The sequence below is a fragment of the Corynebacterium sp. HMSC076C10 genome (assembly GCF_001812455.1).
Taxonomy (GTDB): Bacteria; Actinomycetota; Actinomycetes; order Mycobacteriales; family Mycobacteriaceae; genus Corynebacterium; species Corynebacterium jeikeium_D.
This window is the reverse complement of record NZ_KV809145.1, coordinates 15,489-40,309: the sequence shown is the minus strand read 5'-3', so window position 1 is coordinate 40,309 and position 24,821 is coordinate 15,489. Positions and strand designations below refer to the sequence as shown.

The window sequence follows — 24,821 nt, the reverse complement described above, 5'->3', positions numbered from 1 at the left end:
TTATCCATGATGCAATGACCGCCTGACCCTACCCTCGAAAAATGGCTTGAAAGCGTCATAAACCCATACAGTTTCATATCTGCAGCCCAAGCGAACAGCCAAGCGAGCAGCCCCAGCGAGCAGACCGAGCTAGCAGCCCGTAGCTCTTTGGGGTTGTCAGAATCGAATCTCGAAGCCTGCGGTTCCCACGAAGGGCATTTCTTCGATAGTGTGGATTATCGGCTAGAATTTACGCACTGAACCAGACTTGCTCTGCACAGTGGGGGCTTGGCTCCGGAGAACTTCCCCGGAGTTTGCCCTTGAAGAATTCACGTTTGAGTTTCACTGTGCAGTATCTTTAGGTCTCATATGCACGAAGTAGCGAAGGAGCATCGTGTCTGAGGAAAACCAGACTTTCCAGGCGGCGGCTCGCCCGTCCGGTAAGCGCCAGGCGACGGGCGCGCAGACCACCGTGGCGAAGAAGCCTGCGCGTGAGAAGGAGACCAACGAGCTTTCGACTCGTAACCCTTTGGTTTTCATCAAGCAGGTTGTTGACGAGCTGCGCAAGGTGATTTGGCCGACCGGCCGCCAGATGGTCACCTACAGCATCATCGTGATTCTGTTCTTGATTGCCATGATCGTTCTCGTGTGGGGTGTGGACACGCTGGCCGGTCTGGGTGTCCGATCGGTGTTGGGTAAGTAATCGGTTATACTGTTTCGCAGTGATGCTTTTCATCCCGCCTCCGAGTTCCGGACGGCGGGATTATTCGTTAGCGCAGCTGGTGTCTGGCTGTGCGAAGTGATTGCGGATGGCATATTGGCTCTTAGGACTCTTTAGGCGAAGATGCCAATGTCGCGAACCGTTGATGTAGATACAAGAGGGGTTAGCACGACATGAATGATGGTCAGAATATTTTCTCCGACGCCCAGTCCGCGGATGCTGCCGCAACTGAGCAGGATGCGCAGGACGCACCGGCTCAGGTAGAAGCTTCGGCCGAGGGTGCAGTCGCAGCCGCAGCCGACGCAGCCGCAGCTGACACTGCTGCAGCAGAAGCAGCGCCGGCAGAGGAGACTGCCGCTGACGCTGAGGCACAGGCAGCTGCTGACGCAGATGCCGAGTACCGTAAGCGCCTGCGCGAGTTCCAGCGTGAGCTCAAGCGTCGTCCGGGCGACTGGTACATCATCCAGTGCTACTCCGGCTACGAGAACAAGGTGAAGACCAACCTGGAAATGCGCGCCCAGACCATGGGTGTCGATGAGCAGATCCACGAGGTCATCGTTCCGGTTGAGGAAGTCGAAGAGCGCAAGGACGACGGCAAGAAGAAGATCGTTAAGCGCAAGCTGCTGCCGGGCTACGTTCTGGTTCGTATGAGCCTGGATGACCCGTCCTGGTCCGTCGTCCGCGACACCCCGGGTGTTACTTCCTTCGTCGGTAGCGAGGGCCAGCCGTCCAAGGTCAAGATTCGCGAGGTCGCTAAGTTCCTCATGCCGAAGGAGACCATCACCGCGGACGCCGCTGAAGAAGCTGCAAATGCCGACGGTGAGCTGGCTGTCGCAGCGGCGCCGCAGGCGGAGAAGAAGGCCGTCGCCATCGACTATGAGGTCGGCGAGTCCGTCACCATCCTGTCCGGTCCGTTCGCATCTGTGGCTGCGACCATCTCCGAGATCGACCCGGACACCGGCCGCATGAAGGCTCTGGTTTCCATCTTCGGCCGTGAGACCCCGGTCGAGCTGGGCATCGATGAGGTCGAGAAGCTGAACTAGGCCCGACCTCAAGCCAGGCGCAGAGCCAAGCGGAGAGCACCGCCAAGCCAAGCGCCGAGCAAGGCACCAGCTAGCTCGCTCGCGCAACCAATCCGGTAACGGATTTTGATGCACGCCATACGCTGCGGTAACGTAGCCAGGCGTGCATTTTTGTGCCTTGAGCACAGATGCGCCAAGTAATTCGTATCCCCGGTGGCTGGCACCAACTCAATGACCAGCGCCAGTGGCCATGATGGTCGAGGGCGCAAGGGTCGTCGTAAAGCGTCGGCATCCGGACGGGGTGAGTCGCCTTTTCATCGGGGCGGCGTGCCCCGGTAACTAGGAAGTAGGTTAATCCGATGGCTCCGAAGAAGAAGCTTTCTGCGATTATTAAGCTGCAGATTCAGGCTGGTCAGGCTAACCCGGCTCCGCCGGTTGGTCCGGCACTGGGTGCCCATGGTGTCAACATCATGGAGTTCTGCAAGGCTTACAACGCAGCAACTGAGAACCAGCGTGGCAACGTTGTCCCGGTTGAAATCTCCGTCTACGAAGACCGCTCCTTCACCTTCGTTCTGAAGACCCCGCCGGCAGCTAAGCTGCTGCTGAAGGCCGCTGGCATTCAGAAGGGCTCTGGCGTTCCGCACACCAACAAGGTCGGTTCCGTGACCTGGGAGCAGTGCAAGGAAATCGCCGAGCTGAAGAAGCCGGACCTGAACGCTAACGACATCGAGATGGGTGCACGCATCATCGCCGGTACCGCTCGCTCCATGGGCATCACCGTCGAGGGCGCAAAGTAAACCGTCAGCGTTTAGCTGCTCCTTCATCAAGTGGTAGGGCCAGCTTCGGCCCGCTACACACCACAATCCAACCATTTCACTTAATTGAGATTGGACTTTTCATGAGCAAGAACTCTAAGGCATACCGCGCCGCCGCCGAGAAGATCGACGCCGGCCGCATCTACTCTCCGCTCGAGGCCGCTAACCTGGCCAAGGAGACCTCCTCCAAGAACTACGACGCCACCATCGACGTTGCCATCCGCCTGGGCGTTGACCCACGCAAGGCTGACCAGCTGGTTCGCGGTACTGTCTCCCTGCCGAACGGCACCGGTAAGACCGTCCGCGTTGTTGTTTTCGCTGCTGGCGAGAACGCCACCAAGGCTGAAGAGGCCGGCGCTGACTTCGTCGGTTCCGAGGAACTGATCGAGAAGATTCAGGGCGGCTGGACCGACTTCGACGCTGCTATCGCTACCCCGGACCAGATGGCCAAGGTTGGCCGCGTGGCTCGTATCCTCGGCCCGCGTGGTCTGATGCCGAACCCGAAGACCGGCACCGTTACCCCGGATGTCGCTAAGGCTGTCACCGAGATCAAGGGCGGTAAGATTTCCTTCCGCGTTGACAAGGCTGCAAACCTGCAGGCTGTTATCGGTAAGGCTTCCTTCGACGCTGAGAAGCTGGCCGAGAACTACGGTGCGCTTATCGACGAGCTGATGCGCCTCAAGCCGTCCGCTGCTAAGGGTAAGTACCTGAAGAAGATCACCGTCTCCGCCACCAACGGCCCGGGCATCCCGGTTGACACCAGCGTGATCAAGGACTACACCGCCTAAATCAGCATCAGCCGATAGGCGAGTGTGCTCTTCACGAGTCACTCGAGAGTGACTCTGAGCAAAGCTCTTTAAAACCGCCGCCGCGCGCACTCTCCAGAGTGTGTGAGGTGGCGGTTTTGCATTGGCATAAGGGGTATCGATAGCGCGGTGGGGGGGCTTGGGCGCGGTAGACGTCGTAAAGCGAATTGCTAATCCAAACAACTAATCCAGGCGAAATGGACTCACAGCCAAAGTTTGTTGCTTAAAATCGCGACTATGACGTTAATTTTGGAACCCGAAGAAGGGCTGGAGGCGCTCGGCGAGATTAATCGCCTGGCGCAGCTCGACGACGGTTCCGGAATTATTGAACCGCAGCTCATCTCGTATCTCGACTCGTTGGGCGACGACGCCTATGACATGCCCTGCCTGCGCATCGCGGGACAGACTCTGCTGGGCGAGGTACTGACGGGGCTAGGGGAGGACGAACGCGTAGCTGAGGTCCTTCGCCGCAATATCCAGGACTCTGTGGTGCTTCCGGGGATGAGCGAGGAGGAAGCTCTGCAAGCTCGGGCGGCGCAGGTCGTGGTCGTGCGGCTGCTGCGCATCATCGCGCGGATGGAGGCCGTCGAGCTGCGCAATGTCGTGGCGCAGCAGTGCCTGGCATCGAAGATCCCGCCGGTTGTGCGCGTGGCACTGACGCTCACTGTGGATATTCTCGACGCCGCCAGATTGGACGCACATCCCGACGACATGGTGCGTGTGGTGCTCGACTACGCCGACCAAGTGCTTTGGCTTGCCGACGATGACCTGAATGCGTACTTTGCCGAGCTCGAGATGATTGTGCAGCAACGTGAGAAGGACCTGGAGTTCGGCCGCTTCGGAGAGCCTGGTGCGGCGCGGTTTGGATAGGCGATTTGGTTAATTGCCAGGGTCTGGTATAAAGTTTCGTCACGAAGTTTGACCGGCTTCCAATCGGTACCAACATCGAGTTGGGAAGATGGAGGTTGGTACTCAAGTTTCACCGAAGACCGTCGGTCATTCGCTTTGAAAGAAGCGGATTGAAGGTTTCATTGTAGGAATACAGTGAGCGGCCCACGCAGGAGGACTTGGAAGCGCTTGCGCAGTTTGACTTCACCTGTTGACCTTAGGGTCGGCGGAGTTGAAGTGGAACATGCCAAAAGAATTGTGCGCCCCATCCTTGTGCGAGGATTGGGGCGTTTGTTGTATTTGCGCAAAAGAATCCTTCACTTGGCCGAGCGGAAAATTGCAAAGACCAGGAAGGAGGCGAGAGTACACATGGCAGCAAATGCTGAGAAGATTGCAGCTGTTGCAGCGCTGAAGCAGGACGTTGAAGAGTCCAACGCTATCGTGCTGACTGAGTACCGCGGCCTGTCCGTTGCGGAAATCACGGAACTGCGTCGCGCCCTCGGTGCTGATGTTAAGTACTCCGTCGCCAAGAACACCATGATCAAGATCGCTGCCGACGAGGCAGGGATTGAGGGTCTTGATGAGCACCTGAACGGCCCGACTGCAGTCGCCTTCATCAAGGGCGAGGCTGTGGATGCGGCTAAGGCGATTAAGAAGTTCGCCGGTGACAACAAGAACCTCGTGATCAAGGGCGGCTACATGGACGGTGCTGCAATGGATGCAGCACAGTTCGAGGCTCTTGCGGATATGGATAACCGTGAGACCACGCTGGCAAAGCTGGCTGGTGCCTTCAACGGCGTTCTGGCGAACGTCGCTGGCCTGCTCGACGCTCCGACCTCCTCGGTTGCCCGCCTTGCTGCGGCACTCGAGGAAAAGAAGTAATCCCGAGCGGCTCGCGATCTACGCGAACTAAATCACGCGAAAAACTTTTCAATATCACTTTGACGGCTTCGACCCCAGGGATCTCTGAGGGGAGCGGCCGCACCACACTCATAGGAGAATATCCATGGCTAAGTACACCACTGAGGAACTGCTCGAGGCTTTCAAGGAAATGACCCTCGTTGAGCTCACCGAGTTCAAGAAGGCTTTCGAGGAAGAGTTCGACGTTACCGCTGCTGCTCCGGTTGCAGTTGCTGCTGCAGGCGCTGCTGGCGGCGAGGCTGCTGCTGAGGAGAAGGACGAGTTCGACGTCGTCCTCGAGGACGCTGGCGCTAAGAAGATCGGCGTTATTAAGGCTGTCCGCGAGATCGTCTCCGGCCTGGGCCTGAAGGAGGCTAAGGAGATGGTTGAGTCCGCTCCGAAGGCTATCCTGGAGGGTGCTTCCAAGGACGACGCTGAGGCTGCTAAGGCTAAGCTGGAAGAGGCTGGCGCAAAGGTTGCCCTCAAGTAATTCAATTACTTGCCTCGGCCCCGGTAGCGGCCTAAAGCTACCAATTCTGACCGCCAATTCTGGGCTTCGTGCCCGGGGTTGGCGGTTCTTTTTTTCTGGGGCCTTTGCTAACCCACCTGACCCGGGCAAAACCTCACTAATCTCACCCGTCACAGGGAGTTGAGGCAAAAACCAGCCCACTCATTGTCTTGATTACCCTTATTGGCCTGTAAAGTATCTAACATGCTCTCACGGCCGAGAATTTTGTCTATCCTTCTGTTGGGTCTAGGCACCGCACTGCTTGCTGCTGGCATTTTGCTGCCCAAAGTGCTCAATGTTGATCCCAAAATGCCACTTGACCTGCCGCCGGTGTCGTACACCCTGCGGGCGGAAGACGGCGTATCCACCAGGATTAACGAAGAGGGCAAGCGGGAAGAAGTGCACTCGCCGCTGCAGCGACAGCTTCACGGCGTGCTCATCGAACCCGCGGATGCGGACAAGGTTTCGCTCCGTGTCGGTGTGACTGAAATGCGTGAGCTTCCCCCTGAGGTTATCGGCACCGACCCGCTGACGGAGCTTATCGAGGCCAATATCTGGACAGTGACCATCGACCGACTCACCGGCGAGGCGCTGGCTCCTGCGACGCTTGTCGACCGCATGGCGGGCGTTCCACGGTCAGTGGCTTTCGAGGGGAACTGGGTGAAGCTCCCGGCCGACACGGAGGAAAAGGAATACCTGATCTTTGATGATCTCCTCCACGATTCCTTGCCAGCAAAGTTTGTCGGGGAAGAGGAGCGCGGTGGTAACCGTGTCCTGCATTTCCGTCAGGACATTGAGAAGACGAATCTCGCCCAGAAGTACCGTTCTTATGTCTCTCAGCTAACCCAGGATGACAAGTCCGGCTTCCTCCAGTACCAGGGCACCCGTGATTTGTGGGTTGAGCCCAAGTCTGGCTCGGTCATCGATATGGCCGAGGACATCCACCTTTGGTGGGAGACCCGCGACGGCGAGCCGATCATGGACTACCTGCGCTTCAACGGCAAGATGGACGAAGGCCTTTCCAATCAGCTTCTCTTTGGCGCAATACAGAATTTCCAGCGCCCAGCTCTAGAGCCGTGGTCAATCGGCCTCATTGCGTCCGGTTCAATTCTGGTATTCATCGCAATCGTGGGCATCGTGCGTCCTTCGACCCGTCGTAAAGCAGAGTAACGCTTTACGACGGCCATAGCGCCCAGGCCTCATCGTTATATCGGTAACGGGTGAATGCGACACGCCCGATTTGTCAAGTTGTACTAGACAACTGCCAGTTTTTGATATAGGCTAAATCGTTGCGCTGGAATTAGTGTATCTGTCGCCAGCTCTTTTATAGTTTGCGCTCGGAGCGCGGGGCTATTATGTAGCACCGTTTTTCGTGCATCTAGCTGTTAAAGGAGTTGCTGCGGCGCCGCCGTTAGGGCTCGGAGCTCGCCTTTAAAGGCTGGTCTTGGAGGCCAAGTGGCGGGGGAATCACTTTCGTGTGTGACCAAAGGTTAGACGCAAAGTATCCCGGTGCGCAACAGAAATAATTCCTGCAACTTGAATCGCGTATAAACCAAGCGGGCGGAGCGCACCACCGGTTGCCGGTGTGCTCCACCGCGTGAGGTGCTGGAAGGACGCATCTTGGCAGTCTCCCGCCAGACCAAGGCAGTAACCGGTATTCCCGGAGCTTCGAAGAGGTACTCGTTTGCAAAGATTCAGGAGCCGATTGCGGTTCCTGGTCTGCTCGACCTGCAGCGTGAGTCTTTCGCATGGCTCATTGGCACGCCTGAGTGGCGTGCTCGTCGCCAGGAGGAGCTCGGAGAAGACGCTCGGGTTACCAGCGGTCTCGAAGATATTCTAGAAGAGCTCTCTCCGATTGAGGACTACTCCCAGAAGATGTCCCTGACGCTGTCGGACCCATGGTTCGACTCCGTTAAGAACACCGTGGATGAGTCCAAGGATAAGGACATCAACTACTCGGCTCCCCTCTACGTCACCGCGGAGTTCACCAACCGCGAGACCGGTGAGATCAAGAGCCAGACTGTCTTCATCGGTGACTTCCCGATGATGACGGACAAGGGTACGTTCATCGTCAACGGAACTGAGCGTGTCGTTGTTTCTCAGCTGGTGCGCTCTCCGGGCGTCTACTTCGATGAGACCATCGACAAGTCCACCGAGCGCCCGCTGCACTCGGTGAAGATTATTCCGTCGCGCGGTGCGTGGCTGGAGTTCGACGTCGACAAGCGGGACACCGTCGGCGTTCGTATTGACCGTAAGCGTCGCCAGCCGGTCACGGTTCTGTTGAAGGCTTTCGGCTGGACCACCGAGGAGATCAAGGAGCGCTTCGGCTTCTCTGAGATCATGATGGCCACCCTGGAGAAGGACGGTGTTGCAAACACCGACGAGGCTCTGCTGGAGATTTACCGCAAGCAGCGCCCGGGTGAGCCGCCGACGCGCGAGTCCGCGCTGGCTCTGCTGGAGAACAACTTCTTCAAGCCGAAGCGCTACGACCTGGCTAAGGTCGGTCGCTACAAGGTCAACCGCAAGCTGGGTCTGGGTGCTGATGCCTCCGGCGAGATGGTTCTGACCGAGCAGGATATTGCTACCACCATCGAATACCTTGTGCGCCTGCACGACGGCGAGAATGTTATGACCTCGCCGGAAGGTGTTGAGATCCCGGTTGAGACCGACGATATCGACCACTTCGGTAACCGTCGTCTGCGTACCGTAGGCGAGCTGATTCAGAACCAGGTCCGCGTGGGTCTGTCCCGCATGGAACGCGTGGTTCGTGAGCGCATGACCACTCAGGACGTGGAGTCGATCCAGCCGACCACCCTGATTAACGTGCGCCCGGTTTCCGCGGCTATCCGTGAGTTCTTCGGTACTTCCCAGCTGTCCCAGTTCATGGACCAGAACAACTCGCTGTCGGGTCTGACCCACAAGCGTCGTCTGTCTGCACTGGGCCCGGGTGGTCTGACCCGTGACCGTGCTGGCCTTGAGGTTCGAGACGTTCACCCGTCCCACTACGGTCGCATGTGTCCAATTGAGACCCCAGAGGGTCCGAACATTGGCCTGATTGGTTCGCTGTCCTGCTACGCACGCGTGAACCCGTTCGGTTTCATTGAGACTCCGTACCGTCGCGTCCGCGATGGTGTCATCACCGACGAGGTCGACTACCTCACCGCTGATGAGGAAGACCGCTACGTCGTCGCGCAGGCCAACACCCCGATCGACGAGAACGGCCACTTCGTTCAGGAGACCCTGTCTGTTCGTAAGAAGGGTGGTGACGTCGAGTCCGTCCGCGCCGATGAGGTCGACTACCTCGATGTTTCCCCGCGTCAGATGGTCTCCGTGGCTACCGCCATGATTCCGTTCCTCGAGCACGACGACGCTAACCGTGCCCTGATGGGTGCGAACATGCAGCGCCAGGCTGTGCCGCTGCTGCGTTCGGAGGCTCCGTTCGTCGGTACTGGTATGGAGCAGCGTGCTGCTTACGACGCCGGCGATGTCATTGTCGCTTCGGCCACCGGTGTGGTCGAGACCGTGTCGGCAGACTTCATCACCATCATGGATGATGAGGGCCAGCGCCACACCTACCTGCTGCGCAAGTTTGAACGCACCAACCAGGGCACCTGCTACAACCAGAAGCCTCTGGTTGACGAAGGCCAGCGTGTTGAGGCCGGCCAGGTCATCGCTGACGGTCCGGGTACCGACAACGGTGAGATGGCACTTGGTAAGAACCTGCTCGTGGCATTCATGCCGTGGGAAGGACACAACTACGAGGACGCCATCATCCTGAACCAGCGCATGGTTGAGGAGGACATCCTGACCTCGATTCACATCGAGGAGCACGAGATTGATGCCCGCGACACCAAGCTGGGTCCGGAGGAAATCACCCGTGACATCCCGAACGCATCCGAGGAGATGCTGAAGGATCTGGATGACCGCGGTATCGTCCGCATCGGTGCCGACGTTCGCGACGGTGACATCCTGGTCGCTAAGACCACGCCGAAGGGCGAGACTGAGCTGACTCCGGAGGAGCGCCTGCTGCGCGCTATCTTCGGCGAGAAGTCCCGCGAGGTCCGTGACACCTCCATGCGTGTTCCGCACGGTGAGTCCGGCAAGGTCATCGGCGTCCGCGTCTTCTCCCGTGAAGACGATGACGACCTGGCACCGGGTGTCAACGAGATGGTCCGCGTCTACGTTGCGCAGAAGCGCAAGATCCAGGACGGCGACAAGATGGCAGGTCGCCACGGTAACAAGGGTGTTATCGGCAAGATCCTGCCGCAGGAGGACATGCCGTTCCTGCCGGACGGCACCCCGGTCGACATCATTCTGAACACCCACGGTGTTCCGCGTCGTATGAACATCGGCCAGGTCCTCGAGGTTCACCTCGGCTGGCTGGCGAAGGCCGGCTGGAGCATTGAGGGCGACCCGGATTGGGCTAAGCGTCTTCCGGCAGACCTGCACGACGTTCCGTCCGACTCCCTGGTCGCAACCCCAGTGTTCGACGGTGCTGAGAACGAGGAGCTCGCTGGTCTGCTCGCGTCGTCCCGCCCGAACCGTGACGGCGAGGTGCTGGTCAACGCTGACGGTAAGGCCACGCTGTTCGACGGCCGCTCTGGCGAGAAGTTCCCGTTCCCGGTTTCGGTGGGCTACATGTACATGCTGAAGCTGCACCACCTGGTCGACGAGAAGATTCACGCTCGTTCCACCGGTCCGTACTCCATGATTACCCAGCAGCCGCTGGGTGGTAAGGCCCAGTTCGGTGGTCAGCGCTTCGGTGAGATGGAGGTGTGGGCAATGCAGGCATACGGCGCTGCCTACACCCTGCAGGAGCTGCTCACTATCAAGTCCGATGACGTGGTTGGCCGCGTCAAGGTCTACGAGGCAATCGTGAAGGGCGACAACATTCCGGATCCGGGTATTCCGGAGTCGTTCAAGGTGCTTCTGAAGGAACTGCAGTCGCTCTGCCTGAACGTTGAGGTCCTTTCGGCCGACGGCGTTCCGGTTGAGTTGGGCTCCTCCGACGATGAGGAACTCGACCACGCGACCGCTTCCCTCGGCATTAACCTGTCCCGCGACGAGCGTTCTGACGCTGACTCCGCATAGTTTCTCGCTTAACGACGAAACATTGCGTGAGTATCAGGGTCGGGAAGCCCTAACTCGCGAATAACCCAACACAGACGACAACGTACAAAAACCTCCGCAGAGAATTTGGTTTCCGCATTACTTCGATGCGGAGGGAAAGGGAAAACAGGTGCTCGACGTCAACAACTTTGACGAGCTCCGGATTGGGCTCGCTACCGCCGACGACATCCGCCGCTGGTCTCGCGGTGAGGTCAAGAAGCCCGAGACGATTAACTACCGTACGCTGAAGCCGGAAAAGGATGGCCTTTTCTGTGAGCGTATCTTTGGCCCGACCCGTGACTGGGAGTGTGCTTGTGGTAAGTACAAGCGCGTTCGCTTCAAGGGCATCATCTGTGAACGCTGTGGCGTTGAGGTGACCAAGTCGAAGGTTCGCCGTGAGCGCATGGGCCACATTGAGCTGGCCGCTCCGGTCACTCACATCTGGTACTTCAAGGGTGTGCCGTCCCGCCTCGGCTACCTGCTCGATTTGGCTCCGAAGGATCTGGAAAAGATCATCTACTTCGCTGCCAACATCATCACTTCTGTGGATGAAGAGGCTCGCCACAACGACCAGGAAACCCTCGAAGCAGACATGCTCGTGGACAAGAAGCTGGTTGAGGACGACCGCGACCAGGAGCTGGCCGAGCGCGCCCAGACCCTGGAAGAGGATCTGGCTGAGCTCGAGGCAGCCGGTGCCAAGGCTGACGCCCGCAAGAAGGTTCAGTCTGCAGCCGAGCGCGAGATGCGCCACATCCGTGAGCGCGCCCAGCGCGAGCTGGATCGTCTCGATGAGATTTGGAACACCTTCATCAAGCTCGAGCCGAAGCAGATGATTATCGACGAGGGTATTTACACCGAGCTCGTCGACCGCTACGAGGACTACTTCACCGGTGGTATGGGTGCTGAGGCTATTCAGACCCTGATCCGCAACTTCGACCTGGCCAAGGAGGCCGAGGAGCTGCGCGAGATTATTCGCGACGGCAAGGGGCAGAAGAAGATGCGCGCCCTCAAGCGCCTGAAGGTTGTCACTGCATTCCTGCAGTCCGGCAACGACCCGGCCGCTATGGTGCTCGACTGCATCCCGGTGATTCCGCCGGAGCTGCGCCCGATGGTGCAGCTCGACGGTGGCCGCTTTGCGACCTCAGACCTGAACGACCTCTACCGTCGTGTCATCAACCGCAACAACCGCCTGAAGCGCATGATCGACCTCGGCGCTCCGGAGATCATCGTCAACAACGAGAAGCGCATGCTTCAGGAATCCGTTGACGCACTGTTCGACAACGGGCGTCGCGGCCGCCCGGTCACTGGTCCGGGTAACCGCCCGCTGAAGTCCCTGAGCGACCTGCTCAAGGGTAAGCAGGGTCGTTTCCGTCAGAACCTGCTGGGTAAGCGTGTTGACTACTCCGGCCGTTCGGTTATTATCGTCGGCCCGCAGCTGAAGCTGCACCAGTGTGGTCTGCCGAAGCTGATGGCACTTGAGCTGTTCAAGCCGTTCGTGATGAAGGAGCTCGTGGCCAAGAGCTACGCGCAGAACATCAAGAGCGCGAAGCGCATGGTTGAGCGTCAGCGCCCAGAGGTGTGGGACGTCCTCGAAGATGTCATTACCGGGCACCCGGTTCTGCTGAACCGTGCACCTACGCTGCACCGCCTGGGTATTCAGGCGTTCGAGCCGGTCCTGGTTGAGGGTAAGGCAATTCAGCTGCACCCACTGGCATGTGAAGCTTTCAACGCTGACTTCGACGGTGACCAGATGGCAGTCCACCTGCCGCTGTCCGCTGAAGCACAGGCCGAGGCTCGTGTCCTGATGCTGTCCTCGAACAACATTCTGTCGCCGGCTTCCGGTAAGCCGCTGGCTATGCCGCGTCTGGATATGGTCACTGGCCTGTACTTCCTGACGCTGGAGAAGCCGGAGCTGCCGGGTGGCCACCAGGATGCCACCGAGGACGCACCGGAGCAGGGTATTTACACCAGCCCGGCCGAGGCCATCATGGCTTACGACCGCGGTGCAATTGGCCTGCAGAGCCCGATTAAGGTTCGCATCAGCCACCTGCGTCCGCCGGCCGAGATTGAGGCCGAGCAGTTCCCAGACGGTTGGAACAAGGGCGATACCTGGCTGGCTTCGACCACGCTGGGTCGCGTTATGTTCAACGACCTGCTGCCGTGGAACTACCCATACGTCGAAGGCGTTATGGCTAAGAAGCCGCAGGCTGCGATCATTAACGACTTGGCTGCCAAGTACCCGATGATCACGGTCGCTCAGACCGTCGACAAGCTCAAGGATGCTGGTTTCTACTGGGCTACCCGTTCTGGTGTCACCATTGCTATGTCTGACGTGCTGGTTCTCCCGAACAAGCGGGAGATTCTGAACGGCTACGAAGAGAAGGCCGCCACGGTGGAGAAGAAGTTCCGCCGCGGTAAGCTCTCGGCTGCTGAGCGTCACGAGTCGCTGGTTAACCTGTGGAAGGCTGCGACGGCTGAGGTCGGTGAAAAGGTCGAGGCTCTGTACCCGGATGACAACCCGATTCCGATGATTGTGAAGTCGGGTGCCGCCGGTAACATGGGCCAGATTCACTCGCTGGCCGGCATGAAGGGCATGGTTACGAACCCGCGTGGTGAATACATCACCCGCCCGATTAAGACCTCCTTCCGCGAAGGCCTGTCGGTTCTCGAGTACTTCAACAACTCGCACGGTTCCCGTAAGGGTCTGGCCGATACCGCGCTTCGTACCGCTGACTCGGGTTACCTGACCCGTCGTCTGGTCGACGTTGCGCAGGACGTCATCGTTCGCGAAGAGGACTGTGGCACCCACGATGGTGTCATTGTCGAGATCGGCGAGGATGTTCTGGACGCAGCCGGCAACCCGACCGGCGAGATCCGTCGTGCGAAGTATGTCGAGACCGCCGCGATTGCTCGTGTGCTGGCAGCCGATGTCACCGACGCTGAGGGCAATGTCCTTATCGCGGCTGACACCGACCTGAACGACGACCACATCACCCTGGCTCTCAGCCACGGTGTCAAGGAAGTCAAGGTCCGCTCGGTTCTGACCTGTTCCACCGCAACCGGTGTCTGTGCCAAGTGCTACGGTCGCTCGATGGCAACCGGCAAGCTGGTCGACATCGGAGAGGCTGTCGGTATTGTTGCTGCGCAGTCCATTGGTGAGCCGGGTACCCAGCTGACCATGCGTACGTTCCACCAGGGTGGTGTCGGTGGCGACATTACCGGTGGTCTGCCGCGTGTCCAGGAGCTGTTTGAGGCCCGCGTGCCGAAGAACAAGGCTCCGCTGGTCCGCGAAAACGGTCGCGTGCGCCTGGAGGAGGACGAGCACTTCTACACGCTCACCCTCATCCCGGATGCCAACAGCGAGGACGAGGTCGTATACGACAAGCTGTCCAAGCGTCAGGGCCTGGCTGAAATCACTGTCGATGGCCGTCGTCGCGCCATCCGCGATGGTGACCACGTGGTCAAGGGTCAGCAGCTGCTCAAGGGCGCTGCCGATCCGCACGAGGTCCTCGAGGTTCTGGGCCGCCGAGGCGTCCAGCGCCACCTCATCGAGGAAGTCCAGTCGGTCTACCGTGATCAGGGTGTGGCCATTCACGACAAGCACATCGAGGTTATCGTCAGCCAGATGCTGCGCCGCGTGATTGTGTCTAAGCCAGGTGACTCCGAACTGCTGCCAGGTGCACTGGTCGAGCGCTCCACGGTCATGGCGAAGAACCGCGAGATTGTCGCCTCCGGTGGCAGCGTCATCGAAGGCCGTCGCGTGCTGATGGGTATTACCAAGGCATCGCTGGCCACCGAGTCCTGGCTGTCCGCCGCCTCCTTCCAGGAGACGACGCGCGTGCTTACCGACGCCGCTATCAACAAGCGCTCGGATAAGCTCATCGGCCTGAAGGAGAACGTGATCATCGGTAAACTGATCCCGGCTGGTACGGGTATCTCGCGCTACCGCAACATCACGGTTGAGCCGACTGAGGAAGCTGCCCGCCAGGCAGCCGCCCCGTTCGCTTCCTTCGGCGAGGGCTTCTACGGTGCCGAGGACACCTACGGCATCGATCAGGTCGGTTCCGCAGTTCCGCTGGATGACATCGGAACCTTCGAGTAAAAATCAATAGCTTTGCGGCAGCGGCTGGGGGAGCGGGAGAATTCCCTCGGTCACTGTCTGGCAAAGCACCTCGCCTGACAGTTGGGGCTTCGTGCGCTAACTGTTAGGTGGCAACCGGAAAAATCCTCCGGCACAGTTGTGGCTTACTAGCGGATTGCTAGTTCGTCACGGTCGTGCCGGAGGATTTTTCTTTGTCGAGGCAACCCAACTGGAAAACTCGGCTGGAGACTGAAGAAAGGCGATAGGAACAGAGGCAGAGGCAGGGGAGGGAGGGCTAGGGGGTCCGTCCCGGCCTCCCTCCTCTACATCTTGAGAGCCTCTGCAATCGGGGTGTTGCCCTCGTTGAAGTTAATCATGCGACCAACGGTAGCCTCGTTGAACACGGTCTGCGCGATGACATTGGCAACGGTCGCACGAGCGACCTCGCCTGCCTTGTCCGCCGTGGTGTCGATGGAATCCTGGCCCTCGTTGAGCGTGAGCGCACTCGGGCCGAGAATGGTCCATTCCAGGTTTGAAGCGCGCAGCGCTTCGTCGGCTGCAGCCTTGGACTCGGCATAGGCAAAGAAGCTGTGATCCTCTGGAACGCCATGGTCGTGGCCCGCACCAAAGTAAGAGACCATCACGTAGCGCTTAACGCCAGCCTGCTCGGCTGCGGCAATCGAAGTAATAGCTGCGTCGCGGTCGATCGCGTACGTCCGTTCTGGTGAACCTCCACCAGCGCCGGCGGACCAAATCACAGCGTCGTGCCCGCTGAGAAGGTCCGCAAACTGTTCGGTTGAGAGACTGGCGATGTCGTAAACGGCTGGTGTGGCGCCGAGAGCCTCGATATCCGGAACCTGGTCGGGGTTGCGAATAACAGACGTGACCTCGTAGCCATCGTCGATAAGTAGGGGAGTAGCGATTTGGGCCACCTTGCCGTGGCCGCCAATGACAATAACCTTCTTAGACATGTCCCCACCTATACGCTGCCAGTACACTGCTGGCAATGAAGAAGGCATTCGCCTGTGGTGAACATGGCGATTAAGTTTCTCCAGCGCTGATGCAGGACAGTACTATGGGCAAACCGAACGGACGGCCGAATTGGCCGCGTTATCGATTCAAACCGGCATAGTAACGTCTGCGTCTTTTGGGGCGAGGCGCGCCGTGCTGAACACCCAAAAATTTGATCACCAAGCCCACAAGCGCTCAAAGTGCTTGAAATTTATAGGCCATTACCAGGGTGTTTGGACTAAACCCGCAGCTCGCGTACTGTTATACAACGATCCCAGAAAAGAATTGGGAACTTGAGACATTACCCAGTAGGCCAGCGAGAGCGGCTGACTGGGTTTCGCACGTTCAAAATCCCTCCATTTCTTGCGTTCAACCGATGGGCTCACCACTGGATGAGTAATAACTTTTCTTGTGATGCATTCACACGGAAGGTGGTTACTCCGCTGCGGTTGGCATCGGTCGTGAGAATGTCCAGCGAGGATTGAAAACAGAAAGAGGCTTCATGCCCACTATTCAGCAGCTGGTCCGCAAGGGCCGCCATGACAAGAAGGCTAAGGTTGCAACCGCAGCTCTGAAGGGTTCCCCTCAGCGCCGCGGCGTTTGCACCCGTGTTTACACCACCACCCCGAAGAAGCCGAACTCGGCTCTTCGTAAGGTCGCTCGTGTCCGCCTGACCTCCGGTGTCGAGGTTTCGGCTTACATTCCGGGTGAGGGCCACAACCTGCAGGAGCACTCCATGGTGCTCGTTCGCGGTGGTCGTGTTAAGGACCTCCCGGGTGTCCGCTACAAGATCGTCCGTGGTTCCCTTGACACCCAGGGCGTCAAGGACCGCAAGCAGGCTCGTTCCCGCTACGGCGCAAAGAAGGAGAAGTAAGCCATGCCACGTAAGGGCCCAGTACAGAAGCGTCCTGTCGTCAACGACCCGGTCTACGGCTCCCCTCTGGTGTCGCAGCTGGTCAACAAGGTTCTGATCGACGGTAAGAAGTCGACTGCAGAGCGCATCGTCTACGGTGCACTTGAGATGTGCGAAGAGAAGACCGGTACTGATCCGGTGCTGACTCTGAAGCGCGCAATCGAGAACGTCAAGCCGGCTCTTGAGGTTCGTTCCCGCCGTGTTGGTGGCGCCACCTACCAGGTCCCGGTTGAGGTTCGCCCGGGCCGCGGCACCACGCTGGCACTGCGTTGGCTGCTGATGTTCTCCCGTCAGCGACGTGAGAACACCATGACCGAGCGTCTCGCTAACGAGATCCTCGATGCATCCAACGGCCTGGGTGCATCCGTCAAGCGTCGTGAGGACACTCACAAGATGGCGGAAGCTAACCGCGCATTCGCTCACTACCGCTGGTAATCGCTTATCGACGGAGGCCGCGAGTGGTCACCGTCGTAAAGCAGCTGCCGGTATGTCAACGGCGCGCGTCGGTCGAGGTCCACAGATCTTTAAGGGTCACTCAATAGGGGCCAGCCCGGCGCTTACACCCGATGTCTTGCGTAGAATTTACGCAATAGGTGTACGTCACGGCGCGACTTCGCGCCAAGACGGTGGCATTATAGATAAAGCAAACCCGACCGACGGCGGATTTGACGGCCAATTGCAATCCCGTGATTGAGTCTCACCGCCAAACCGATTTGAAACGAGTGGGGAATCAAGTGGCTGAAGGTGCACTTCCCGTAAAGAAGGACCTCCACAAGGTCCGCAACATCGGCATCATGGCGCACATCGATGCTGGTAAGACGACTACGACCGAGCGCATCCTGTACTACACGGGTATTAACCGCAAGGTCGGCGAGACTCACGATGGTGCGTCCACAACCGACTGGATGGAGCAGGAGAAGGAGCGCGGTATTACCATTACCTCCGCTGCTGTGACCTGTTTCTGGAACGACAACCAGATCAACATCATCGATACCCCGGGCCACGTCGACTTCACCGTTGAGGTTGAGCGTTCCCTGCGTGTGCTCGACGGTGCCGTCGCAGTCTTCGACGGTAAGGAAGGTGTCGAGCCGCAGTCTGAGCAGGTTTGGCGCCAGGCTCAGAAGTACGATGTCCCGCGTATTTGCTTCGTCAACAAGATGGACAAGCTGGGCGCTGACTTCTACTACACCGTTGGCACCATCGTTGACCGCCTCGGTGCTAAGCCGTTGGTTATGCAGCTGCCGATTGGCGCTGAGGATGACTTCGACGGCGTTGTTGACCTGCTGGAGATGAAGGCCCTCATGTGGCCGGGCAAGGTTGAGATCGGCACTCCTGCGCAGGTCGAGGAGATTCCGGCTGACCTGGTCGACAAGGCTAACGAGTACCGTGAGAAGCTCATTGAGACCGTCGCTGAGTCCGACGAGGAGCTCATGGAAAAGTACTTCGGTGGCGAAGAGCTGACCATGGACGAGATTAAGGGCGCCATCCGCAAGATGGTTCTGAACTCTGAGGTCTACCCGGTCTACTGTGGTACCGCTTACAAGAACAAGGGTGTTGAGCCGCTGCTCGACGCTGTCATTGACTTCCTGCCGAATCCGCTGGACATCGGTGAGGTGCACGGCCACCAGATGGGCGACGAGGACGTCGATATGGTTCGTAAGCCGTCTAAGGATGAGCCGTTCTCTGCTCTTGCATTCAAGATCGCTGCTCACCCGTTCTTCGGTAAGCTGACCTTCGTCCGCGTTTACTCCGGTCGCGTGGAGCCGGGCCAGCAGGTCCTGAACTCCACCAAGGACAAGAAGGAGCGCGTCGGTAAGCTGTTCCAGATGCACGCCAACAAGGAGAACCCTGTTGACGAGGCAGTGGCAGGTAACATCTACGCCTTCATTGGTCTGAAGGACACCACCACTGGTGACACCCTGTGTGCACAGGATGCTCCAATCGTTCTGGAGTCCATGTCCTTCCCGGATCCGGTTATCTCCGTTGCTATTGAGCCGAAGTCCAAGGCTGACCAGGAGAAGCTGAGTACCGCTATTCAGCGTCTTGCTGAAGAGGACCCGACCTTCACCGTTCGCCTGGATGAGGAAACCGGCCAGACCGTTATCGGCGGTATGGGCGAGCTCCACCTCGACGTCCTGGTTGACCGCATGAAGCGCGAGTTCAAGGTCGAAGCAAACATCGGTAACCCGCAGGTTGCTTACCGCGAGACCATCCGCAAGCCGGTCGAGAAGTTCGAGTACACCCACAAGAAGCAGACCGGTGGTTCGGGTCAGTTCGCCCGCGTCATCATTGCTCTGGAGCCTTACGCTCCGTCTACTGACGAGGTTGAAGAGGGTGAGTCCACCACTTACAAGTTCGTCAACGAGGTGACCGGTGGCCGTGTTCCGAAGGAATACATTCCGTCTGTCGACGCTGGTATTCAGGACGCAATGCAGTACGGTACCCTGGCTGGCTACCCGCTGGTGAACATCCAGGCAACCCTGCTCGACGGTGCTTACCACGAGGTTGACTCCTCTGAAATGGCCTTCAAGATTGCTGGTCAGCAGGCTCTGAAGGAAGCTGTCCAGAAGGCTAAGCCGGTCCTGCTCGAGCCGATGATGGCCGTTGAGGTCATTACTCCGGAAGAGTACATGGGTGAGGTCATCGGTGACATCAACTCCCGTCGTGGTCAGGTTAACTCCATGGAGGACCGTACGGGCGTCAAGGCTGTTAAGGCTCTGGTTCCGCTGTCCGAGATGTTTGGCTACGTTGGTGACCTGCGTTCCAAGACCCAGGGTCGCGCTAACTACACCATGATCTTCGACTCCTACGCTGAGGTTCCTTCCTCCGTGGCCGAGGAGATCATTGCAGCGCGCACCGGCGCTTAAATTGCATCGGCAGGGTGGGGCGCTCTATCAGGGCTGACCCCATCTCTGTGCGCACTGCGCTGTCACTCTTTTTAGACGGTGCAGTGCGAGGGTCTGCAGCTTTTTAGTAGATTCCCTTAAGATTTGACTGTGCTGAGATGTCGCCAGACTCTTGGCTCGTGTTAGCACAGGCAAGCTCTTGGGGGTAGCTGCTCGCAATTCATATCGTTGGGCGATTTTAGATCGCAACTCAAATATCTAGTATTTATGCAGGTAAATGACGATGTGAGTTGCTGGCCGTTACCCACCCTTAACTAGGGGGTTGGTCTGGTTTGGAAAACTCCAGTATCCTGCCCTAGTATCGAGTAACTGGCACAGTGAAAGAATAGTGCTCTTTTGCGCGCGCACGTTCCGAAGTCGTAAGCGAACAGCTTGAAAGCTTCTGATGTTGTGAAGGCGGATTGAGTGACCACAAAATTGTGGCTGCGAGAGTCGTGGCCACCTAGACCTCCAGGAGGACTAAAAGTGGCAAAGGCGAAGTTCGAGCGTACGAAGCCGCACGTCAACATCGGTACCATTGGTCACGTTGACCACGGTAAGACCACCACTACCGCCGCTATCACCAAGGTTCTGGCTGACAAGTACCCGGACCTGAACCAGTCGTTCGCTTTCGACGCTATTGACAAGGCGCCGGAAGAGCGGGAGCGCGGTATTACCATCAACGTCTCGCACGTTGAGTACCAGACCGAGAAGCGTCACTACGCTCACGTCGACGCTCCGGGCCACGCCGACTACATCAAGAACATGATCACCGGTGCTGCTCAGATGGACGGCGCGATTCTGGTTGTCGCCGCTACCGACGGTCCGATGCCGCAGACCCGTGAGCACGTTCTCCTGGCTCGCCAGGTTGGCGTTCCGTACATCCTCGTTGCACTGAACAAGTGCGACATGGTTGACGATGAAGAGATCATCGAACTCGTCGAGATGGAGATTCGCGAGCTGCTGGCTGAGCAGGACTACGACGAAGAGGCTCCGATTGTTCACATCTCCGCTCTGAAGGCTCTTGAGGGCGACGAGAAGTGGGCAGAGTCCATCGTCGAGCTCATGCAGGCTTGTGACGACAACATCCCGGACCCGGTCCGCGAGACCGACAAGCCGTTCCTGATGCCGATTGAGGACATCTTCACCATTACCGGTCGCGGCACCGTTGCTACCGGTCGTGTTGAGCGCGGCGTTCTGAACGTCAACGACGAGGTGGAGATTCTGGGCATCAAGGAGAAGTCCCAGAAGACCACCGTTACCGGTATCGAGATGTTCCGCAAGCTGCTGGATTCCGCTGAGGCTGGCGACAACTGTGGTCTGCTGCTCCGCGGTACCAAGCGTGAGGACATCGAGCGCGGTCAGATCGTTGCTAAGCCGGGCGCTTACACCCCGCACACCGAGTTCGAGGGTTCCGTCTACATCCTGTCCAAGGATGAGGGCGGCCGTCACACCCCGTTCTTCAACAACTACCGTCCGCAGTTCTACTTCCGCACCACCGACGTCACCGGCGTCGTTTCCCTGCCGGAAGGTGTCGAGATGGTCATGCCGGGCGACAACGTTGACATGTCTGTCAAGCTGATCCAGCCGGTCGCAATGGACGAGGGCCTGCGCTTCGCTATCCGCGAGGGTGGCCGCACCGTCGGCGCTGGCCGCGTTACCAAGATCATTAAGTAAGTCTTCTCCCCAATGGGGAAATGCTTTAACTAGGTCTTAGAAGAATCCCGACTCCGCGTAAGCGGAAGTCGGGATTCTTTGTATCTGTACATAGCCGACATTAGACGGGATGGGGCCGGCGCAATAGCCGTCGCTACGCAACCTGTTCCGTAATGGGTGTGATGTACGTTGCACTTTGGAATCGCGATTTTACATTTGCAGTGTGGGCGTGCTTTAATACGGAGGTTGCTTTAACAAAGGCGTTCGCGCCAATTGTTGTATCAGGCCCAGCTGGGAACCAGTACGAAATTGGACTTAGCGCCTATGGTAAGGCGAGCATGACCACGTAGGGAAGTTTCTTCCCAATCGTGCCTCACGGAGAAAACGGGCGACACGCCCGACCGCGGGGGTCGGAGGTGGCATGGCAAATTAACAGCGGCAGTAGGCAAAATGAAGAGCCCCACGAGGGGGACTTGTTTTCCACTGGGATTTGAGTGCAAGGCGTTATTCGTCCGCTCGGGTCATGGCCAAAAGTTAATTTGCCATGACGATCGAAGACGAAATCGCTTTGAAGTAATGCACAACCCAGTTTTAATTTCTGGCGCTGGCCATAGTTGCTGACGGCGTCGAGAAACATTGACAGGGTCGACGCCCCTTTAATTGGGGCGCGCCGACCGAGGAGAGGACAAGCGTGGCCGGACAGAAGATCCGCATCAGGCTCAAGGCCTACGACCACGAGGCTATCGACGCTTCTGCGCGAAAGATCGTGGAGACCGTTACCCGTACGGGTGCACGCGTCGTTGGCCCGGTGCCGTTGCCAACCGAAAAGAACGTTTACTGCGTTATCCGTTCGCCGCACAAGTACAAGGACTCGCGCGAGCACTTCGAGATGCGCACTCACAAGCGTCTGATCGACATTCTCGATCCAACGCCGAAGACCGTCGATGCACTTATGCGCATTGACCTTCCGGCAAGTGTCGATGTGAACATTCAGTGATCCTGGACTTTTGGTAGCGGAGACAAGATAAATGAGTGAAAACGAGATCAAGGGCATCCTGGGCACGAAGCTCGGTATGACTCAGATCTTCGACGAGGAAAACCGCGTTGTTCCGGTTACCGTCGTTGAGGCTGGGCCGTGCGTAGTGACTCAGGTGCGCACTAAGGAAACCGACGGCTACGACGCCGTCCAGATTGCATACGGCGAAATTGACCCACGTAAGGTCAACAAGCCGGAGGCCGGCCACTTCAAGAAGGCCGGTGTGACCCCGCGTCGCCACAGCGTCGAGATTCGCACCCCGGACGCTTCCTCTTACGAGGTCGGCCAGTCCGTTGGTGTCGACATCTTTGGCGAAATTGAGTACGTCGACGTCACTGGTACCTCCAAGGGCCACGGCTTTGCCGGTGGTATGAAGCGCCACGGCTTTGCTGGCCAGGGTGCTGCTCACGGTAACCAGGCTGCTCACCGTCGTGTTGGTGGCATTGGCGCCTGCGCCACGCCAGGACGCGTCTTCAAGGGCAAGCGCATGGCAGGCCGCATGGGTAACGACCGGGTCACAACCCAGAACCTGAAGATCCAGAAGGTTGACGCTGACGCGAACCTGCTGCTCATCAAGGGCGCAGTTCCGGGTGCACGCGGCGGCCTGCTGGTTGTTAAGACTGCCACGAAGGGTGGTGCTCACGCATGACCAACCTCAAGCTAGACGTACACACCGCTGAAGGCGGCGTGAACGGTTCGGTTGAGCTTCCTGCTTCCGTGTTCGACGCGGAGGTGTCCATCGCCCTGATGCACCAGGTTGTTGTCGCGCAGCGTGCAGCAGCTCGCCAGGGCACCCACAAGGTCAAGACCCGCGGCGAGGTTCGCGGCGGTGGCCGCAAGCCGTGGCGCCAGAAGGGTACCGGTCGCGCTCGTCAGGGTTCGATCCGTGCTCCGCACTGGACCGGCGGTGGCATTGTCCACGGCCCGGTGCCGCGCGACTACAGCCAGCGCACCCCGAAGAAGATGATTGCAGCTGCTCTGCGTGGCGCACTCTCTGACCGTGCTCGCCACGACCGCATCCACGTTGTCGAGGAACTGGTCCCAGGCCAGACCCCGTCCACCAAGGCAGCTCGTACTTTCGTCGAGCGTCTGACTGAGCGCCGCAACGTGCTCGTCGTTCTGCCGCGCGAGGACGTCAACTCGTGGAAGTCGGTTCGTAACCTGCCAGGTGTCCACATCCTGTCTGAGGATCAGCTGAACACCTACGATGTTCTGAAGGCCGATGACGTCATCTTCGCCGTTCAGGCACTCAATGACTTCATCACTCGCACCGCCGGTAAGGAGGAGAAGTAATGGCTACCATCGCAGATCCCCGCGACATCATTGTTGCACCGGTAGTGTCTGAGAAGTCCTACGGACTCATGGAGCAGGGCGTTTACACGTTCCTGGTCCACACCGACGCTAACAAGACCCAGATCAAGATCGCGGTCCAGGAGATTTTCGGTGCCAAGGTCGCTTCCGTCAACACCCTCAACCGTGAGGGCAAGCGCAAGCGTTCCCGCACCGGCTACGGCAAGCGCAAGAACACCAAGCGCGCCTACGTGACTCTCGCGGCCGGCAGCGATCCCATCGACATCTTCGGCGGTTCGGCAGCCTAGCCGCTAGCCGACGAGGAAGTTAAGGAAGAGCAAAAGTATGGCTATTCGTAAGTACAAGCCGACTACGCCGGGTCGCCGCCAGAGCTCCGTCTCCGAGTTCAGCGAGATTACTCGCTCGACTCCTGAGAAGTCTCTGCTGCGCCCGCTGTCGAAGACTGGTGGCCGTAACGTTCACGGTCACATCACCACTCGCCACAAGGGTGGCGGACACAAGCGCCAGTACCGTGTCATCGACTTCCGTCGTAATGACAAGGACGGCATTCCGGCAAAGGTCGCTCACATCGAGTACGACCCGAACCGTACCGCCAACATCGCACTGCTGCACTATGCAGACGGTGAGAAGCGCTACATCATCGCTCCGAAGAACCTGAAGCAGGGTGCCATTGTTGAGTCCGGCGCTAATGCCGACATCAAGGTTGGTAACAACCTGCCGCTGCGCAACATCCCGACCGGTTCCACTATTCACTGCGTGGAGCTCAAGCCGGGCGCTGGTGCACAGCTGGCACGTTCTGCTGGTGCTTCTATTCAGCTTCTCGGTAAGGAAGGCAAGTACGCAGTTCTGCGTATGCCGTCCTCTGAGATCCGTCGCGTCGACGCACGTTGCCGTGCAACCGTCGGTGAGGTCGGAAACCAGGATCAGATCAACATCCGTTGGGGCAAGGCCGGCCGTATGCGCTGGAAGGGCTGGCGCCCGACTGTCCGCGGTGTTGTCATGAACCCGGTCGACCACCCGCACGGTGGTGGTGAGGGTAAGACCTCCGGTGGTCGCCACCCGGTTTCCCCGTGGGGCCAGAAGGAAGGCCGCACCCGTAAGCCGAACCGTCCGAGCGACCAGCTGATCGTTCGTCGCCGTCGTACCAACAAGAATAAGAAGCGCTAAGGAGGGAACTGAG

At 58.6% G+C, this 24,821-nt stretch carries 20 protein-coding genes; 19 read left to right on the top strand and 1 reads right to left on the bottom strand.

Features of this window, described 5'->3' with window-relative positions; genetic code table 11:
* The first annotated feature begins 373 nt into the window (after nucleotides 1–373).
* From secE to HMPREF2857_RS07450, 10 genes are all read left to right on the top strand, one after another.
* Complete coding sequence (gene secE / locus HMPREF2857_RS07495) at nucleotides 374–682, top strand: preprotein translocase subunit SecE (RefSeq protein WP_049170051.1); 309 nt, start codon at nucleotides 374–376, stop codon at nucleotides 680–682.
* A 191-nt stretch (nucleotides 683–873) separates the two neighbouring features.
* Entirely contained in the window at nucleotides 874–1,743 is an 870-nt protein-coding gene (gene nusG / locus HMPREF2857_RS07490) for a transcription termination/antitermination protein NusG (RefSeq protein ID WP_070546900.1), read from the top strand.
* 338 nt (nucleotides 1,744–2,081) lie between these two features.
* A complete protein-coding gene (rplK, locus tag HMPREF2857_RS07485) occupies nucleotides 2,082–2,519 on the top strand; it encodes a 50S ribosomal protein L11 (RefSeq protein WP_016422043.1) in 438 nt (145 codons plus the stop codon).
* Nucleotides 2,520–2,620: 101 nt separating this feature from the next.
* Nucleotides 2,621–3,325, top strand: coding sequence for a 50S ribosomal protein L1 (gene rplA, locus HMPREF2857_RS07480; RefSeq protein ID WP_016422044.1), 705 nt, complete (start codon nucleotides 2,621–2,623; stop codon nucleotides 3,323–3,325).
* Between the two features lie 255 nt (nucleotides 3,326–3,580).
* The gene (locus HMPREF2857_RS07475; protein ID WP_070643390.1) at nucleotides 3,581–4,213 is read left to right on the top strand and encodes a hypothetical protein; all 633 of its coding nucleotides are present in this window, start codon (nucleotides 3,581–3,583) and stop codon (nucleotides 4,211–4,213) included.
* 387 nt (nucleotides 4,214–4,600) lie between these two features.
* Nucleotides 4,601–5,113: a 50S ribosomal protein L10 gene (rplJ, locus tag HMPREF2857_RS07470; protein WP_016422046.1), complete on the top strand. Its 513-nt coding sequence runs from the start codon at nucleotides 4,601–4,603 to the stop codon at nucleotides 5,111–5,113.
* Between the two features lie 124 nt (nucleotides 5,114–5,237).
* Nucleotides 5,238–5,621: a 50S ribosomal protein L7/L12 gene (gene rplL, locus HMPREF2857_RS07465; protein ID WP_016422047.1), complete on the top strand. Its 384-nt coding sequence runs from the start codon at nucleotides 5,238–5,240 to the stop codon at nucleotides 5,619–5,621.
* Nucleotides 5,622–5,843: 222 nt separating this feature from the next.
* A complete protein-coding gene (locus tag HMPREF2857_RS07460; RefSeq protein ID WP_049170045.1) occupies nucleotides 5,844–6,809 on the top strand; it encodes a cell envelope lipid trafficking protein PgfA in 966 nt (321 codons plus the stop codon).
* 432 nt (nucleotides 6,810–7,241) lie between these two features.
* Nucleotides 7,242–10,730, top strand: coding sequence for a DNA-directed RNA polymerase subunit beta (locus tag HMPREF2857_RS07455; RefSeq protein ID WP_042388391.1), 3,489 nt, complete (start codon nucleotides 7,242–7,244; stop codon nucleotides 10,728–10,730).
* Between the two features lie 148 nt (nucleotides 10,731–10,878).
* Nucleotides 10,879–14,850, top strand: coding sequence for a DNA-directed RNA polymerase subunit beta' (locus HMPREF2857_RS07450; protein WP_016422050.1), 3,972 nt, complete (start codon nucleotides 10,879–10,881; stop codon nucleotides 14,848–14,850).
* 302 nt (nucleotides 14,851–15,152) lie between these two features.
* Here HMPREF2857_RS07450 and HMPREF2857_RS07445 read toward each other — a convergent pair whose 3' ends face one another.
* The gene (locus HMPREF2857_RS07445; RefSeq protein WP_049193219.1) at nucleotides 15,153–15,800 is read right to left on the bottom strand and encodes an SDR family oxidoreductase; all 648 of its coding nucleotides are present in this window, start codon (nucleotides 15,798–15,800) and stop codon (nucleotides 15,153–15,155) included.
* A gap of 542 nt (nucleotides 15,801–16,342) precedes the next feature.
* Here HMPREF2857_RS07445 and rpsL point away from each other — a divergent pair.
* The 9 genes from rpsL (at nucleotide 16,343) to rplB (ending at nucleotide 24,808) form a co-directional block, all read left to right on the top strand.
* Nucleotides 16,343–16,714 (top strand): 30S ribosomal protein S12, encoded by a 372-nt coding sequence (gene rpsL, locus HMPREF2857_RS07440; RefSeq protein ID WP_038627636.1) that lies wholly within the window; start codon nucleotides 16,343–16,345, stop codon nucleotides 16,712–16,714.
* Nucleotides 16,715–16,717: 3 nt separating this feature from the next.
* Nucleotides 16,718–17,188, top strand: a complete 471-nt coding sequence (gene rpsG / locus HMPREF2857_RS07435; protein ID WP_049193220.1) for a 30S ribosomal protein S7 — start codon at nucleotides 16,718–16,720, stop codon at nucleotides 17,186–17,188.
* A gap of 299 nt (nucleotides 17,189–17,487) precedes the next feature.
* Nucleotides 17,488–19,620 carry an elongation factor G gene (gene fusA / locus HMPREF2857_RS07430; protein WP_038627639.1) on the top strand — a complete coding sequence of 711 codons (2,133 nt, stop codon included), beginning with the start codon at nucleotides 17,488–17,490 and terminating at the stop codon, nucleotides 19,618–19,620.
* A gap of 504 nt (nucleotides 19,621–20,124) precedes the next feature.
* The gene (gene tuf, locus HMPREF2857_RS07425; RefSeq protein WP_038627641.1) at nucleotides 20,125–21,315 is read left to right on the top strand and encodes an elongation factor Tu; all 1,191 of its coding nucleotides are present in this window, start codon (nucleotides 20,125–20,127) and stop codon (nucleotides 21,313–21,315) included.
* Nucleotides 21,316–21,985: 670 nt separating this feature from the next.
* Nucleotides 21,986–22,291 carry a 30S ribosomal protein S10 gene (gene rpsJ, locus HMPREF2857_RS07420; protein ID WP_003938093.1) on the top strand — a complete coding sequence of 102 codons (306 nt, stop codon included), beginning with the start codon at nucleotides 21,986–21,988 and terminating at the stop codon, nucleotides 22,289–22,291.
* Nucleotides 22,292–22,322: 31 nt separating this feature from the next.
* On the top strand, nucleotides 22,323–22,979 hold the full coding sequence (gene rplC / locus HMPREF2857_RS07415; protein ID WP_005509762.1) for a 50S ribosomal protein L3: 657 nt from the start codon (nucleotides 22,323–22,325) through the stop codon (nucleotides 22,977–22,979).
* On the top strand, nucleotides 22,976–23,623 hold the full coding sequence (rplD, locus tag HMPREF2857_RS07410) for a 50S ribosomal protein L4 (RefSeq protein ID WP_049190610.1): 648 nt from the start codon (nucleotides 22,976–22,978) through the stop codon (nucleotides 23,621–23,623). Before rplC ends, rplD begins: the two co-directional genes overlap by 4 nt.
* Nucleotides 23,623–23,928, top strand: coding sequence for a 50S ribosomal protein L23 (gene rplW / locus HMPREF2857_RS07405; RefSeq protein ID WP_005509869.1), 306 nt, complete (start codon nucleotides 23,623–23,625; stop codon nucleotides 23,926–23,928). The genes rplD and rplW overlap by 1 nt, the downstream gene beginning before the upstream one ends.
* 37 nt (nucleotides 23,929–23,965) lie before the next feature.
* The gene (rplB, locus tag HMPREF2857_RS07400) at nucleotides 23,966–24,808 is read left to right on the top strand and encodes a 50S ribosomal protein L2 (RefSeq protein WP_016422056.1); all 843 of its coding nucleotides are present in this window, start codon (nucleotides 23,966–23,968) and stop codon (nucleotides 24,806–24,808) included.
* Nucleotides 24,809–24,821 lie beyond the last annotated feature (13 nt).